This window comes from Neopoerus faecalis (assembly GCF_029218125.1).
GTDB classification, from domain to species: domain Bacteria; phylum Bacillota; class Clostridia; order Oscillospirales; family Oscillospiraceae; genus Oscillibacter; species Oscillibacter faecalis_A.
On record NZ_JARFXX010000001.1, the window covers coordinates 255,210 to 270,765 of the forward strand.

11 protein-coding genes are annotated in these 15,556 nt (G+C 54.2%); 10 read left to right on the top strand and 1 reads right to left on the bottom strand.

The window, feature by feature from the left end:
- The first annotated feature begins 194 nt into the window (after nt 1-194).
- The 10 genes from PY311_RS01205 (at nt 195) to PY311_RS01250 (ending at nt 13,868) form a co-directional block, all read left to right on the top strand.
- The gene (locus tag PY311_RS01205) at nt 195-1,748 is read left to right on the top strand and encodes a dihydroxy-acid dehydratase domain-containing protein (protein WP_286146845.1); all 1,554 of its coding nucleotides are present in this window, start codon (nt 195-197) and stop codon (nt 1,746-1,748) included.
- A 21-nt stretch (nt 1,749-1,769) separates the two neighbouring features.
- Nucleotides 1,770-3,413 carry a dihydroxy-acid dehydratase gene (gene ilvD, locus PY311_RS01210; RefSeq protein WP_286146846.1) on the top strand — a complete coding sequence of 548 codons (1,644 nt, stop codon included), beginning with the start codon at nt 1,770-1,772 and terminating at the stop codon, nt 3,411-3,413.
- A gap of 48 nt (nt 3,414-3,461) precedes the next feature.
- The gene (locus tag PY311_RS01215) at nt 3,462-5,489 is read left to right on the top strand and encodes an alpha/beta hydrolase family protein (RefSeq protein ID WP_286146847.1); all 2,028 of its coding nucleotides are present in this window, start codon (nt 3,462-3,464) and stop codon (nt 5,487-5,489) included.
- Between the two features lie 175 nt (nt 5,490-5,664).
- Nucleotides 5,665-7,242: an ABC transporter substrate-binding protein gene (locus PY311_RS01220; RefSeq protein WP_286146848.1), complete on the top strand. Its 1,578-nt coding sequence runs from the start codon at nt 5,665-5,667 to the stop codon at nt 7,240-7,242.
- A 122-nt stretch (nt 7,243-7,364) separates the two neighbouring features.
- Nucleotides 7,365-8,732, top strand: a complete 1,368-nt coding sequence (locus tag PY311_RS01225; protein ID WP_286146849.1) for a M20/M25/M40 family metallo-hydrolase — start codon at nt 7,365-7,367, stop codon at nt 8,730-8,732.
- A gap of 18 nt (nt 8,733-8,750) precedes the next feature.
- Nucleotides 8,751-9,668: an ABC transporter permease gene (locus PY311_RS01230; RefSeq protein WP_286146850.1), complete on the top strand. Its 918-nt coding sequence runs from the start codon at nt 8,751-8,753 to the stop codon at nt 9,666-9,668.
- Nucleotides 9,669-9,680: 12 nt separating this feature from the next.
- Nucleotides 9,681-10,586 carry an ABC transporter permease gene (locus PY311_RS01235; protein WP_286146851.1) on the top strand — a complete coding sequence of 302 codons (906 nt, stop codon included), beginning with the start codon at nt 9,681-9,683 and terminating at the stop codon, nt 10,584-10,586.
- Nucleotides 10,587-10,595: 9 nt separating this feature from the next.
- Nucleotides 10,596-11,585, top strand: a complete 990-nt coding sequence (locus PY311_RS01240) for an ABC transporter ATP-binding protein (RefSeq protein WP_286146852.1) — start codon at nt 10,596-10,598, stop codon at nt 11,583-11,585.
- Nucleotides 11,585-12,655, top strand: coding sequence for an ABC transporter ATP-binding protein (locus PY311_RS01245; protein WP_286146853.1), 1,071 nt, complete (start codon nt 11,585-11,587; stop codon nt 12,653-12,655). The genes PY311_RS01240 and PY311_RS01245 overlap by 1 nt, the downstream gene beginning before the upstream one ends.
- Nucleotides 12,656-12,758: 103 nt before the next feature.
- Nucleotides 12,759-13,868: a M24 family metallopeptidase gene (locus tag PY311_RS01250; RefSeq protein ID WP_286146854.1), complete on the top strand. Its 1,110-nt coding sequence runs from the start codon at nt 12,759-12,761 to the stop codon at nt 13,866-13,868.
- Between the two features lie 70 nt (nt 13,869-13,938).
- Here the strand turns inward: PY311_RS01250 and PY311_RS01255 are convergent, their stop codons facing one another.
- The gene (locus tag PY311_RS01255; RefSeq protein WP_286146855.1) at nt 13,939-15,513 is read right to left on the bottom strand and encodes an N-acyl-D-amino-acid deacylase family protein; all 1,575 of its coding nucleotides are present in this window, start codon (nt 15,511-15,513) and stop codon (nt 13,939-13,941) included.
- Between the last annotated feature and the right edge of the window lie 43 nt (nt 15,514-15,556).

Consider the following 15,556-nt stretch of genomic DNA (forward strand, 5'->3'; position numbering starts at 1 on the left):
GTAAAAGTATGAGGAGAGAAGCACCCGATTATATATGTGCTAAATAAATAGACGACCCGTACAAAAACTTGCGGAAATCATTGATTTTAAGGAATCCTCTCTGCTATAATGCAAATTGGACTTCTTAAACACAGAAAAATATGAGACAACTATTAGCTGAGATTATATTAAATGCGCAGAAAGGATATTTAGCTATGGAACAAAAAGAACCTGTTGCTCGGAGCTATACGGAAGATATCCGTGAATCCAGCACCAAAGCGCTGCTGCGCGGCCTGGGCCTGAATGACAAAGACTTGAAAAAGGCCCGGATCGCCGTGATCGACACTTGGAATGTGATTGATCCGGCTCAGACCCATCTGGCCAACCTGGCGGAGTCTGTAAAGGAGGGTATCGTAGAGGCCGGCGGTCTGGCGTTCAATTATAATCTGACCAACCTCAGCGACGGCGCTGGAGACAGTCCCTATATTCTGCCCTCCCGGGACCTGATGTGCAATGAAATCGAAACGATCATGGATGGCTGCATGCTGGATGGTATGGTCCTGATCGCTACCCGCGGTAAGTCAGTGGCTGGTATTCTGCAGGGTGCTGCCCGTATGGATCTGCCCGCCGTGGTAGTCACTGGCGGTTATCCGCTGTCTGACGGCGAGATCCTCCGGGCTGACAGCCTGCTGGACACGGCGGAGACCATGTGTGTTTTGGCGGAGGCCATGGGTATGACTGTACCCGGCAACAGCGATCTGTCCGCCATTTCCACCCGGCTTCAGATCCTGGCCCGTGAGGCCGGCCGCCGTGTCATGGCGCTGTGGCGTGAAGGGATTACAGCCCGTAAGATCATGACCGAATCCGCTCTGACCAATGCCATTAAGGTCTGCGCTGCGATTGGCATGCCTGTGAATACCATGCTGCACCTGCCCGCCATTGTAGCAGAAGCGGGCCTGGATATGGACTGCTGGGCTGTTTACGATCAGGCCAGCCGTGAGATCCCTGTGCTGGCAGATCTGTGCGCTGAAGAGCAAAACGTGCTGTTCCGCTTTACCCAGGCTGGCGGTCTCTCCGCTTTGATGGCGGAGATGAAGGAGCACCTGGATCTGACCTGCGTTGATGTAAGCGGCAAGACTCTGGCTCAGAAGCTGGAGGGCAAGGCCAGCCGGGATGCAGCAGTGATCCATACGGTCAAGGAGCCTGTCCGCGATAACGATCTCTGCGTTTTGAAGGGTAATATCGCTCCGGAGGGCATTGTGACCCGTAAGTCTGCCTTCACTAAGCAGTTTAAGGGCCCTGCCAAGGTGTTTTACAGCGACGCGGAGGCCGCCGGAGCGGTCAAGAACGGTAAGGTGACGGCAGGTGACGCTGTGATTCTGACTATGGTCGGCGCCAAGAGTGGTCCCGCTATACCGGCATACTGTGAGCTGACGGCCACACTGGCTGAGTCCCCTCTGAAGGATCAGGTCTGCGTGCTGACAGACGGCCGCTACACCGGTAAGGAACCCTTTGCGGCGGCTGGCCTCTGTTCTCCGGAGGCGGCACTGGGCGGCCCCATCTGCGGTGTTCGGGATGGTGACATGATTACTGTGGATGTGGAGAAACGCACGATCCAGGCTGAGATTTCCAAGGGGGAACTGGCAAAGCGCGTGGCAGCCTTTGACCGCAAACCCGAGATCCAGGATGGATTTATGGGTATGTATCAAAAGAGCGTCACATCTTGGAAGACCGGCGGACTGCTGAAGCCCACCGGGAGTCATAAATGAGCGGAAAGCGGGGTAAAAACGATGAGCGAACATATGATGAACAACGAGCTGCGGCCCGCTGAGGAGGCAATGCTGGAGCTTGGCTATGACCGGGAGGATATGAAAAAGCCCCGTGTGGGCGTGATGAATACCTGGGCGGACTACAATCCCGGCCATCTGCACCTGAAGGGCGTGGCCCAGGCCGTGACGGAGGGCATTACGGAGGCTGGCGGCATTGCCTGCAACTTCAATACCATCAACTTCTGTGACGGGCTCCAGCCCAAGCCCGCATACGCACTGGCCTCCCGAGACCTGATCTGCAATTCCATTGAGGTGATTGCGCGGGCGGAGAAGCTGGATGCTATGGTTTTGATCGCCACCTGTGATAAAAATGTGCCCGCCATTACCATGGCTGCGGCCCGTGTCAATGTTCCGGCGATCATTGTGACCGGGGGCCATATGAAGTCCAGTATTTACGATGGTAAGCTGGTGGACTTTATTGATGTCAACAAAACTGTGTCCGCCGTAGAGGAGGGCCGGTGTCCCATGGCCTATCTGGAGGGCCTGATCGATGTAGCCTGTCCCGGCATCGGCGCCTGCAACATGATGGGCACCGCCAATACCATGCAGATCGTGGTAGAGACCCTTGGCATGAGCCTGCCCGGCAACGCCACTGCCTCCGCTGTGGATAAGAGTCTGCTGCGCTATGGCCGGGAGGCTGGCAAGCAGGTCATTGAACTGTGGAAGAAGAACATCTGCCCCAGAGACATCATTACGGAAAAGAGCGTCAACAACGCAGTCCGGATGATTATGGCAATGGGCGGTTCCACCAACACCATGTACCACCTGCCTGGCGTTGCCTCTGAGGCTGGCCTGACCTGCTCCGTGTGGGATATGTTCGACAAGGCCTCCCATGAGGTGCCTCTGCTGATGACCATTCGTCCTGTGGGACCCTACACGATTTCTGATTTTGACCGGGCCGGCGGTGTCCGGGCTATGTGCAACAATATCAAGAGCACCCTGAATCTGGACTGCCTGAGCGTAAACGGCAAGACGCTGGGGGAGAATATTGAAGGCCATGAGGTCCTGGACCGGGAGGTGATCCATCCCATGGATCAGCCTTACAGCGTGGATGGCGGCATTTGCATCCTCAAGGGTAATATCGCTCCTGAGGGCTGCTCTGCCAAGCAGTCCACCTTTGCCCGGGATATGCTGAAATTCCGTGGGCCCGCCAAGGTGTTCTTTGACGCAAATGATGCCATTGACGCTTTGCATAACGGTACGCTTCAGGCCGGTGATTTTATTGTGATCCTGTTCCAGGGGGCCAAGGGCGGCCCTTGCATGATCAGTGTTTACGATTTCACCTCTGCTTTGGCAGGCTCTCATCTGGCTGGCAAGTGCGCCATGATCTCCGACGGCCGGTTTTCCGGTGCCGCCTCCGGCGCCATTATCGGATATGCTTCTCCCGAGGCGGCTCTGAAGGGCCCCATCTGTGCGGTGCGGGACGGTGATATGATCAGCTACGACATTGAGGCCCGCACCATCAATGTGGAGCTGTCTGACGAAGAGATCGCAGCCCGCGTGGCGGCTTTTGATAAGGAAATCGATTGGAAGTCCGGTTACCTGGGCCTGTATCAGAGCTGGGTCGGCTCTCTGGCTAAGGGCGCTGTACACTCTGGTAAGTAAAGCTGAACGCATTGCTCCAAACATATTGTAAAGGAGAATGAAACGGAAATGGAAGGCATTCGACTGGACCAATTTTTAAATTATCAGTTTCTTTCGGGACTGAAATATTCTCCGAATGGCAAGCGTGCTGCGTTTGTCAAAACACAGTGCGACGAAAAAGAAAACGGCTACCGTTCCAACCTGTGTTTGTATGAAGACGGAGCAGTCCGTCAGATCACCGGCATGGACCGGGAAAATGCGTTTTTCTGGGAGGATGACGACAACATCCTCTTCCCGGCGGACCGCACTCCTGAGGAGCGCCGCCGCCGGGAGGCGGGAGAGCAATTCACTGTGTTCTACCGCCTTTCCCTAAAGGGAGGAGAGGCTCTGCCGGCGGTAGAGCTGCCTTTGAATACCAAGGAACTGGTCAGCATCGGCGGTGGGAAGTACTACTTTATTGCTGAGATCGACCGCCTGGACCCGGATGATTATCTCCGTCCCCGGGAAGAGCGGCTGGCCCGTTTGCAGGCAAAGCGGGCAGACGGAGACTGCGATGTGCTGGAGGAGTATCCTTTCTATTACAACGGAAAGGGCTTCCAGAGCAATAACCGGGACGCGCTGTTCCTCTATGACAGCACTACCGGGGAGGTCCGCCGTCTCTCCACGCCGAATATGAAGGTGTGGGAAGTCGCCTACATCGATGGGATCTTCTATTTCGTGGGTGAGGATTTTGTGGGGCTGACTCCTTACCGCAAGGGCGTATACCGCTTGGACCCGGTCACCGGGGAGACGACCTGCCTGCTGGACCCTTATGGGCAGTATCTCCACGGCCTGCGGGGCTACCACGGCGGCTTGCTCCTGCTGATGTCTGATGGTAAGATCTTTGAGGATGAGGAGACGCCGGACTTCTGTTTTTACGATCTGGAAACCGGAAAGATCACCACGCTGTTGGCGGATAACCTTTATCCCCATAATAACGTTTGCTCCGACAGCCGCTATGGCTTGGGCGGCGGTTCTCCGGTGCAGATCCATAATGACCGGATCTATTACCTTGAGACAGGGCGGAATGCATCGCATTTGAAAACTTTGGATTTCTCCGGCCATACGGAGACGGTTTATGGCGGCGAGGGCTCTATTGATTGCTTTGATGTCAATGAGAAAGGCGAGATCCTGGGTATCTGCCTGTTCGGCAATCAGCTTCAGGAGCTGTATCAGATCAAGGAGAGCGGCGTTGAGCAGATCTCCCACCTGAATGACCATGTGTTTGATGGGTGTTATCTGGCTGCCCCGGAGAAGTTGACCGTGGAGCATGAGGGCATTGAGATCGACGGCTGGGTGCTTAAACCCATTGACTATGATCCCAACAAGACATACCCTGCATTGCTGGAGATCCACGGTGGCCCCCGCATGACCTATGGCGAAGTGTTCAACCATGAGATGCAGTACTTCGCGGGTCAGGGTTATTTCGTGTTTTACTGCAATCCTATCGGCGGCGACGGCCGGGGAGATGAATTTGCGGATATTCGGGGCCAATACGGCGGCAGAGACTTTGACAGCCTCATGACTTTTACAGATGCGGTACTGGCACACTATCCGCAGATCGATTCCAAGCGGGTAGCCGTGGCAGGCGGCAGCTATGGCGGCTTCATGACCAACTGGGTCCTGGGTCATACGGATCGTTTCGCGGCGGCCTGCACGCAGCGGAGCATTTCCAACCAGCTCAGCGATTATGGCACCTGCGACATTGGCATTATCTATACGGAGCCTCAGTGCGACGCTGATTTCTACAAGAGCCCTGAAAAAATGTGGAAGCATTCTCCGGTAGCCTATGGCGATCATTTTGTGACGCCGACGCTGATCCTCCATTCTGATGAGGATTACCGCTGCCCGGTCTCTGAGGGATATCAGATGTTCACGGCCTTCCAGCGCCAGCGGGTTCCCTGCCGGATGGTGATTTTCCACGGGGAGAATCATGAACTGTCCCGCTCCGGGAAACCCCGTAACCGGATTCGCCGGCTAAAGGAAATTGCTAATTGGTTTAGCACATATACAAAAAGCAAGAAACCCACCAAAACGAAAGGTATAAAATTCTGTTAAATTGTAACAGCTTTTAGCGAATTTAGTTGACAGAGTTTTTACTTAGCGATATAATATGCTTAATTTATTCAGGAGCTAAACAAAAGCTTTATAATGTTTCTCTTGAAAATAAGCGTCTGGTTGGTGATTTTTGGGACCGGCGTTTATAAAATCTTTAAGAAAAGGATGAAAAAAGATGAAAAAGACACTTGCCCTGATTCTTGCGCTTGCTATGTCTTTGTCTCTGGCGGCATGCGGCGGCAAAAACACGGCCTCTGCTGACACCAACTCCGGCGACAGCAGCAGTACTGCGGATGACGGTGTCAAGACCATCACCATTGGTGTGGCCTCCGACCTGCAGTCCTTCGATCCCGCAAACAACGACAGCGCTGCTTCTGAATGCATTCTGCACAATATTTTCAGCCACCTGTATACGCAGACCGCTGACGGTGAGACCATCCCCGATCTGGCTGAAAGCTATGAGATCCTGGATAACACTACTTGGCAGTTTAAGCTGAAGGAGGGTGTGACCTTCAGCAATGGCGACAAGCTTACCGCTGAGGATGTTAAGTTCTCCCTGGAGCGTCCTGCTACCGATACCGGTCTGCGCGAGAACCAGTATTTTAACGTGATCGCCGGTGTTGACGTGGTGGATGACACCACTCTGAACATCCGCACCAATGATCCGTATCCCGCTCTGATGTCTCTGGTCAGCAAGGCTGGCTCTGAGATCCTGCCCAAGAGCTATGTGGAGTCCTGCGGCGGCATGGATGAGTTCCAGAAGGCCCCCATTGGTTCCGGCCCGTACAAGTTCGTGAGCTGGTCTAAGGACGACAGCGTGGTCCTGGAGAAGAACGAGACTTATTTTGACGACGCAAATGTCCGCAGAGATTTTGACCAGATCATCTACAAGGTAATCCCCGAGGAGTCCACCCGTGTTTCCGAGCTGCTGACCGGCGGCATTGACATCGCTGAGAACGTTTCCCCCAACGAGTGGGATCGTATCAACGGCAACGATGGCACCTCTGTTGTTTTCGGCGACAGCACCCGTGACTTTATGATCCTCTGCAATACCCAGAGCGACAGCCCCATCTCCAACGTGAAGGTCCGTCAGGCTCTGGAATATGCTATTGACAAGCAGCTCATCTGCGACACCATCCTCTCCGGCAGCGGCCATCCCACCCGCACTCGCTGCCCCGCTGGTGTGTTCGGTTATGACGAGTCCTTGGACAACGTTCAGAACTATGATCCCGAAAAGGCCAAGGAGCTGCTGACTGAGGCCGGCTATCCCGATGGTGTCACCATCAAGATGACTGGTATCACCGGCCGTTATGTCTGCGACAGCGACATTGAGCAGGCTATCGTTTCCATGGCTGCCCAGGTGGGCATCAACATTGATCTGGAGCTGCTGGAGTTCTCCACCTGGTCTGAGATCCTGTCCTCTAACTCCTGGACCGATATGGCCTTTGTCTGCTACGGCGTTGGCTTCATGGACGGCGCTTATCCCATGAATCTGTACACCGAAGCTGCTGATTCCGGTATGAACTGGAACAACCCCGAGTATGAGGCTCTGTTCGCCGCCGCTAAGACCAACATGGACCTGGATTCCCGCGAGCAGCAGTTCAAGGAGTGCCAGCAGTTGGTTGCTGAGGAGTTGCCCTCTATCCAGCTCATTCAGCCCTCCATTGCGCTGGGCGTCAGCGATAAGGTCAGCTACACTCCCGGTGTCATCAGCGCTTATTACTGCGACTGGCTGGTTGACAATACGAAGTAATTGACCCGACCGTACCCAAGTGTACAGAAAAGGGGGTTGTCCCTACGGACAACCCCCTTTTTCCTAAATTTAAACTACAAACAATGCAAATTTTGACCCAAAGGGTCGTTAGGAGTGGCAAAATGGATCTCGAAAAAATTTATTCCTACATTGATGCAAACCGTGACCGCTATATTGAATTGCTGCAGTCCTTTGTCCGTCAGCCCAGCGTGGCCTCCATGCACCCCGAAAACGAGCAGATGAAGGAGCTCGTGATGAAGACTGTGCGGGAGTACACCGGCGCGGAGCCCGAGGAGATCAAGACTCCCGGCAATTCCGTTCTTTACACGGAGATCCCCGGCAAGCGCAAGGACCGTACCCTGGGCATTTATAATCATTATGATGTGGTTTCTGCCGGCGATGAGTCTGAGTGGAAGTATCCTCCGTATTCTGGAACTATTGAGGACGGCAAGATCCTCTATTCCAGAGGCGCTGCGGATAATAAGGACGCTCTGGCCTGCCGTTTGTGTGCACTGGAGGCCATCCGGGCAGTTGGTGAAGAACTGCCCCTGAATATCAAGATGGTTTATGACGGCGAAGAGGAGGTAGGCAGCCCCTCCTTGAGCAAGGTAGTCGCTGATAACCCCTCCAAGTTCCATGCGGATGGCTACATGTGGGAGGGCGGCGACCGTTTGCCTGACAACGGCCCTCTGATTATCGCACTGGGTGCCAAGGGCATGCTGAGCGTAGAGTTGTTTGCCAAGGGCGGCAACATTGATATCCACAGCGCCAACGCGCCTCTGGTGGTAAATCCCGCCTGGCGTTTGGTGTGGGCGCTGGCTTCTATTAAGGACGCAAACGACAAGATCCTGATCGACGGCTTCTATGATGATGTGGAGCCTGTGACGCAGGATGAACTGGATTCCCTGAAGATGGGTCATTTTGATCCCGACGATGCAAAGCGCTTGTCCGGCGTCAAGGAGTACATCGGCGGTGTTGAGGGTGATGAGGCCCTGAAAAAGCTGCTCTTCGCGCCTACCGCCAATATTGACGGCATGGTTTCCGGCCATACCGGCACGGAGCACAAGAGTCTGGTGCCTGCCCGTGCCTCTGTAAAGATGGACTTCCGTCTGGTTGCCGGTCAGGATCCCGCCAAGATTGAAAAGCTGCTGCGCAAGCACCTGGATGACCACGGCTTCTCCGATATTGAGATGGTGGTAGAATCCGGCTGCGCTCCCTTCCGCAGCGACATCAACTCCACCTATGTCAAGGCGCTGATGGAGGCTGCTACTGACGTTTACGGTGCGGAGCCCGCAGTTCAGATCACACTGGCTGGCACTTCTCCCATGGAGAAGATCTGCAAGTACGACAATATCCCTGTGGCCATGATCGGCCCCGGCAACACGGAGTCCGCCGTACATTCTCCCAACGAGCATATCTTTATTGAGGATTACATTCTGGGAATCAAAATGGTGGTGGCTACCATCGAAAAGTTTGCCAAGGCTGAGTAAAACGGAAAGGAAAGCCCTATGGGGAAATATTTAAGAAAGAGACTGCTTCAAGTGATTCCGGTCCTGCTGATCGTGACGCTAGTGGTGTTTCTGATGGTCAATCTGTCCGGCGATCCCACTTCCATGATGCTGCCGCAGGATGCGACACAGGAGGCAAGGGATAACCTGCGGGAGGCTCTGGGTCTGAATGAACCCATGTATGTGCGGTACGGCATTTTCATTAAGGGCCTGCTTCATGGTGATTTCGGAACATCACATAAGTATAATGCTGCGGCTCTGCCGATCGTTTTGGAACGAATTCCGGCCTCTTTGGAACTATGCGCGGTATCTCTTCTGCTGTCTATTGTAATTGCCGTTCCATTAGGAATCTGGGCGGCACAGACACACGGCACGCCCTTTGACTCAATTGTAAATGGCTTTGCGGTTTTGGGACAGGCTATGCCCAGTTTCTGGGTGGGCATTATGCTGATCATGATCTTTGCCGTTCATTTTCAGCTGCTGCCACCGTCAGGACGTGGTACGCTGGCCCAGTTGGTCATGCCGTCGCTGACGCTGGCAATCGGCACGGCGGCGCAGATCATTCCTTTAGTGCGTTCTTCTATGCTGGAGATCGTGCATGAGGATTATATCCGCACTGCCCGAAGCAAGGGTCTTGCAGAGCGGGTCATCATTTACCGCCATGCCTTCAAAAATGCTTTGATCCCGGTTATTACCATGATAGCCCTGCAGATTCCCGGCCTGTTTGGCGGTGCGTTGATCACGGAGACGATTTTCGCCTGGCCTGGCCTGGGGCAGCTTATGGTGACCGGTGTTACAAATCATGACATGGCCATTGTGCAGGCTTCTATTCTGGTGATCACTTTTATTACGATCATTGTGAACCTGTTGGCGGATGTGCTGTATTGTCTGATCGACCCCCGAATCAGAATGGGATGAGGAACAGCGAAGATGGGAAAGAAAAATACTGCGGAGAATAACTCCGTAAAAAAGAATAGCGTCTTGCGGCGCTATGGCAGCCTGCTTCTGCACAGCCAGACAGGTATGATTGGCTTTATTATCATCTTAGTGGTGGTATTTATTGCAGTCTTTGCCCCGCAAATTGCCACTTATGACCCCACAGCGGTGGATCTTCACGGTATGCGGATGCCGCCCTGCTGGATGGAGGGCGGTTCCATGGAGCACCTGCTGGGTTGCGACAACCTGGGCCGTGACCTCTGGAGCCGTATTATTTACGGTACCAGAGTGTCTCTGCTGGTAGGTATTCTCTCCGTTCTGCTGGCTGGTGTCTTTGGTATTGTGCTGGGTATGGTTTCCGGTTTCTACGGCGGCTGGATTGACAGCGTGATCATGCGGACTACCGATGCCTTCTTTGCCATCCCCCGTATTTTGATGGCAATGGTGGTTTTGATGGTAGCCGGCAGCAGCGTTACGGTGCTGGTTCTGATCATTGGCGGAACCAGTTGGGTACCGTTTGCCCGACTGATCCGAAGTGAGGTGCTGGCCTTGAAGGAAAAGGAGTTCGTGAAGTGCTCCCGGACTATCGGCACGCCGAACCATGTGATTATTTTCAAGCACATCATGCCCAACGTTATGTCCTCTTTTATCGTGCTGTGCACGATGAACGTGGCCAGCAATATCATCAGCGAGGCTGCCCTGTCCTTCCTGGGCGTTGGTATTCAGCCGCCTACGGTTTCCTGGGGTGTTATGCTGTCCGAGGGACGGAAGTTTCTGGGTACCCATTGGTGGATCGGCACCTTCCCTGGTATCGCCATCACCATTACTGTGCTGGGCATCATGTTTTTCGGCAACTGGCTGCGTGACGTGTTGGATCCCCGCAATCAAGGCATAAAGTGAGGAATGGATATGGAAGAAAAAACCACACTTGACGTCCAAAATCTGAATATCTACTTTAAGACGGCGGACGGCGAACAGCTTCATGCCGTTCGGGATCTGACCTTTCAGGTAAAGCGCGGCGAATTGCTTGGGATTGTGGGCGAGTCCGGCTGCGGGAAGAGCGTGTCCTCTCTTGCTATCATGGGCCTGCTGGAATTTCCCGGTGTCGCTACATCTGACCATATTTCCCTGCTGGGAAAGGATATTTCCAAATACAGCCGTGAGGAAATGCGGAAGCTCCGCGGCTCTGAGCTGGCCATGATTTTTCAGGAGCCTATGACCTCTCTGAACCCCTTGTTTACAGTGGGCGCACAGATCAGCGATACTATTGAGCTGCATCAGAAGTGCAATAAGCAGGAGGCAAAGGAACGGGCGATCGCTATGCTGAAGAAGGTGGGCATTCCCCGGCCTGAAGCGGTCTACAAGGAATATCCCAACGAGCTCTCCGGCGGTATGCGGCAGCGTGTTATGATCGCAATCGCCTTAGCGAACGCACCCCGGCTCATCATTGCGGATGAGCCTACTACAGCACTGGATGTGACCATTCAGGCCCAGATCCTTGAGCTTATGCGGGACTTGATCCAGAATTCGGATACCTCCATCATGTTTATTACCCATGACCTGGGTGTAATTGCGGAGATGGCGGACCGGGTCCTGGTCATGTATGCCGGCAGATTGGTGGAGGAAGCCGACGTAATGACGCTGTTCCACCACTGTGCACACCCGTACACTCAGGGCCTGCTCAACAGTACCATCAAGGTTCAGGAAGCAAAGGACAGCGAGCTGCAGTGCATTGAGGGTGTTGTGCCCAGCCTGAAGGCTATGCCTGAGGGCTGCGCGTTCCACCCCCGCTGCCCCTATGCGCAGGAGGACTGCAAGCGGATCACACCGGAGCTCAAGCGGCTGTCGGACGGGCATTGTGTAGCCTGCCTGCACCCGCTGGAAGGGGGCCGAAAATAATGTCAGATCATAAAGCTAAGGCGGAACAGCTCCGCCAGGAATTGGCACAGCCTTATACCGGTGAGTACCTGCTGGAAGTGCGCCATCTGAAAAAGTATTTCCGGGTAGGCGGCCGTCTGTTTGCCAACAAGAATAAGGATCAGTATGTGCGGGCTGTGGATGATGTCAGCTTTGCGATCCGTCCTGGTGAGACGCTGGGTATCGTGGGCGAGTCCGGCTGCGGAAAATCCACCACCGGCAACACCATTATCCGGCTGCTGGAAAAAACCAGCGGTGAGGTCTACTTTGAAGGACATGAGATCTCCGAAATGTCCAGGGAAGAGCTGGACGTGATCCGGCCCAATATCCAGATGATTTTTCAGGACCCCTATTCCTCTCTGAACCCCCGGATGCGCGTGTTTGACATCATTGCGGAGCCGTTGAAAACGCACCACGCTTATAAGGACGTTGCGGATCTCCGCGAGCAGGTGCTGAGTTTGATGGATGTGGTAGGTCTCCAGCGGGACTACGCCTACCGCTATCCCCATGAATTTTCCGGTGGCCAGCGGCAGCGGATCGGCATTGCACGGGCACTGGCGCTGAAACCGAAACTGATCATCTGCGATGAGCCGGTCAGTGCTCTGGACGTATCCATTCAGGCTCAAGTCTTGAATCTGCTGGCCAAACTGCAAAAAGAGTTCGACCTCTCCTATATTTTCATTGCCCATGGCCTGCCCACGGTGAAACACGTCAGTGATCGGATCGCCGTGATGTATCTGGGACAGTTGGTAGAGCTGGCTGAGACAGAGGAGCTGTTTGACGCACCCTGCCATCCCTATACGGAGGGGTTGCTGGCAGCTGTTCCCATCCCTGATCCTGCTCTGCGGAAAGAGCGGAAGAGCACCTTGCTGCAAGGTGATCTCCCCTCTCCTGCCAATCCGCCCAGCGGCTGTCGGTTCCATACCCGGTGCAGCCGCTGCAAGGAGATCTGTGGCCAACAGGTGCCGGAGTGGCGTGAGGTCCGTCCGGGTCACTTTGTGGCCTGCCACTTCCCAATTGAAAAGGGAAAGGGCATCTTGTCGCACGAATAAGCAAAGGCTCACGGCCTTATGCTCCGATATGGCCGAAAGCCACGTTCCCTTACGGGTGCTTGGCTTTTCGGCCATTTTTATTTAAATTCCGAGGAGGTACTCTATGGACATCTATGAAAAGAGACGGCAGTCGATTTGCGAGTGGCTGTGTGGGCATGACCTTGACGCAGCGCTGATTGGAGAGCCCCGCACCTTCCTGTATCTGACTGGTGTGGCGATCAGTCCTGCTGAGCGGTTTATGGGTATCGTGCTGGACGCCCGTAACGGCCGCCATGTTGCCATTGCACCTAAGCTGGAGGAGCTGAACATGCGAAAATGCTCTACGGAGCAATACCTCTTTTCTGATGGGGAGGACCCATTGGATATTTTGGAGCCTCTGCTGAAGGACCGCAAGATCGGTGTTCAGATGGGCGGCGGTTTCCAGGAGCACTACAGTATGGCGCTGGGCAAGAGAATTTTCCAGCGTTACGGACTGGATATTGTGGATCTGACTGACCTTTTGAACCAAATACGGCTATCTAAGGACGAAACAGAATTGATGGCTCTACGGGAATCGGCGGATAAGCTGTGCCAAATGTTTGAATTTATCCGTAAGCGCCTGGCACCGGGGAAGAGCGAACTGGAGCTGTCCATGGATATGTTTGCCGAGACCTATCGCCTGGGCGGCACAGACTATATGATTCCCTGCATCCTTTCCGGCACAGCGGCTGCTTCTCCCCATGGGCAGGCCAGCAACAAGATCCTGCAAAAGGGGGAGCAGGTGCTGATCGATTGCAGCATTGATTACCAGGGATATTGGGCGGATATGTCTCGTACCTTCTTCCTGGGTAAGCCTACGCCGAAAATGCGGGAGGTATTCCAGGTGCTGATTGAGGCACAGCAGGCAGCCTTTGATGCCATCAAGGTGGGAGAACCTATCTGCACCATTGACCAGGCAGCCCGCCGGGTTATTGAAAAGGCGGGATATGGTCCCTATTTTAACCACCGGGTCGGCCATGGCATTGGCCTGAGTATCCATGAAGCGCCGTCTGTGGATGGGAAGAACCAGGATCTGATCCTGCCGGGTATGTACCATTCTGTAGAGCCTGGCATTTATATCCCTGGTGAATTTGGTATGCGGATTGAGGATGACGCTTACGCTACTGAGCATGGCCCCTTGATCCTCAGCGAGGGAATGCGCAGGGATCTGGACTATATGGTCCTGCCTTTCTAAAAAATGAATATAAAATCGGGGGCGGCAGTCATTTGACTGCCGCCCCTGATTTTACATAAAGAAACAGAGCTTAATGGCCACAGAAAACCGTGCCCTGTCCCTCTCCGGTATACTTACCGTCCATAGCGGCGATCTTGCCATTCAGGAACACGTAATTGATCCCCTTGGAGGGGCCGGCGGGATTCTCATAGGTGCAGTTATTCTGGAAATGCTCCCAATCCAGCAGAATCAGGTCGGCCTTATTGCCCTCTTTGATCACGCCGCGGTCCAGCAGACGGTACCGTTGGGCAGGCATCGAGGTCATTTTCTTAACAGCGGCCTCCAGTGCCAGCTCATGGCCATTCTGAACAAACATTTCAAAGATCTGACCGAAAGCACCCATCCAGCGGGGATGATTGTGCGCGCTGGTGGGAGCGCCGTCAGACATGATGATGGTATTGGGATAGAGCAGGATCCCCTTCAACTCGTCCATATCCTGCAAATAGTAGAACATCATGACATTGCTGCCGAAGCGCTCCATCATCTCGATAGCGGCCTCCACAGGGTCCACATGGAGGATCTCACTGATCTCAGCTAACGTTTTCTTGTCGAAGGTGGGATCAGGGCACTGAATGACCTGCACACCGGCGGCGCCGCCGTTAGCAGCCTTCAGGCCGCCATAGGTGCCGTCAGTCATCTTGGCGATCACGTCCGCACGATAAGCGGGATCGCTGAAGTTCTTCAGCATCTGTTCGCCGCCCACACCCCACACACTGATGGGAAAGATCTGGAAGAGTTGGGTGTAGCCAGCGATATAGGGATAGGCATCCAGAGAGAGGTCAAGTCCCTCTTTGATACCGTCATCAATGAGCTTGATAAGGGATTTGCCCTTGCCCCAGTTGCTGCTGCCAGTGACCTTGACATGGGCAATGTTCATGCGGACGCCAGTAGCGCGGGCCACAGTCAGCATTTCGTCAATAGACTCGTAGGCGGTATTGCCCTCGTCACGGCGGTGAGCGGCAATCATGGCGTCATGCTTCTTGACTACCTTGGCCAGTTCAATCAGCTCCTGAGTATCGGCATAGCTGCCGGGGAACATACTCAAGCCCAGTCCCAGACCCATAGCGCCTTGGCTCAGAGCCTCGTCCAAAAGCTCCTGCATAGCCTTGATCTCAGCGGGAGAGGCCTTCTCAGTCTTTCCACCCATCACATAAGCCCGGAGAGTGCCGTGGCCGACAAAGAAGCCATAGTTGGCAGAGAGTTTCTGAGCTCTGACAGTATCCAGCCAGCCCTTGAAGTCATGGAAGGGCCACTCAAAGGGAACGCCGGTGTTGGTCAGGTCAAAGTAGATCCGCCGCAAGAGCTCCATATTTTCCGGACAGTTGGGAGCGGGGGAGGGGCCGCAGTGGCCGGTGATCTCCGTCGTAATACCCTGTGTGATCCGCTGATGGGACCAATCAGAATTAAAAATGCCGGCGTCAGCATGGCTGTGGGGGTCAATAATACCGGGCATCAGGACACGGCCGGCAGCGTCAATAGTGTTGGCGCAAGGCTCATTGATTGAGCCGATCTGGGTAATGGTGTCGCCGGTAACGGCCACATCCGCCGTATATGCAGGGGCACCGGTACCATCTACAACTTTAGCGTTTTTAATGAGATAATCCATAAAAGTTCCTCCATATGTACGTAAAAGAGCCCATTGGGCTCTT

What these genes read in the sequence shown, in the direction of transcription:
- PY311_RS01205 (WP_286146845.1), top strand. Translation starts at nt 195, where the DNA reads ATGGAACAAAAAGAACCTGTTGCTCGGAGCTATACGGAAGATATCCGT.
- ilvD (WP_286146846.1), top strand. Translation starts at nt 1,770, where the DNA reads ATGAGCGAACATATGATGAACAACGAGCTGCGGCCCGCTGAGGAGGCA.
- PY311_RS01215 (WP_286146847.1), top strand. Translation starts at nt 3,462, where the DNA reads ATGGAAGGCATTCGACTGGACCAATTTTTAAATTATCAGTTTCTTTCG.
- PY311_RS01220 (WP_286146848.1), top strand. Translation starts at nt 5,665, where the DNA reads ATGAAAAAGACACTTGCCCTGATTCTTGCGCTTGCTATGTCTTTGTCT.
- PY311_RS01225 (WP_286146849.1), top strand. Translation starts at nt 7,365, where the DNA reads ATGGATCTCGAAAAAATTTATTCCTACATTGATGCAAACCGTGACCGC.
- PY311_RS01230 (WP_286146850.1), top strand. Translation starts at nt 8,751, where the DNA reads ATGGGGAAATATTTAAGAAAGAGACTGCTTCAAGTGATTCCGGTCCTG.
- PY311_RS01235 (WP_286146851.1), top strand. Translation starts at nt 9,681, where the DNA reads ATGGGAAAGAAAAATACTGCGGAGAATAACTCCGTAAAAAAGAATAGC.
- PY311_RS01240 (WP_286146852.1), top strand. Translation starts at nt 10,596, where the DNA reads ATGGAAGAAAAAACCACACTTGACGTCCAAAATCTGAATATCTACTTT.
- PY311_RS01245 (WP_286146853.1), top strand. Translation starts at nt 11,585, where the DNA reads ATGTCAGATCATAAAGCTAAGGCGGAACAGCTCCGCCAGGAATTGGCA.
- PY311_RS01250 (WP_286146854.1), top strand. Translation starts at nt 12,759, where the DNA reads ATGGACATCTATGAAAAGAGACGGCAGTCGATTTGCGAGTGGCTGTGT.
- PY311_RS01255 (WP_286146855.1), bottom strand. Translation starts at nt 15,513, where the DNA reads ATGGATTATCTCATTAAAAACGCTAAAGTTGTAGATGGTACCGGTGCC.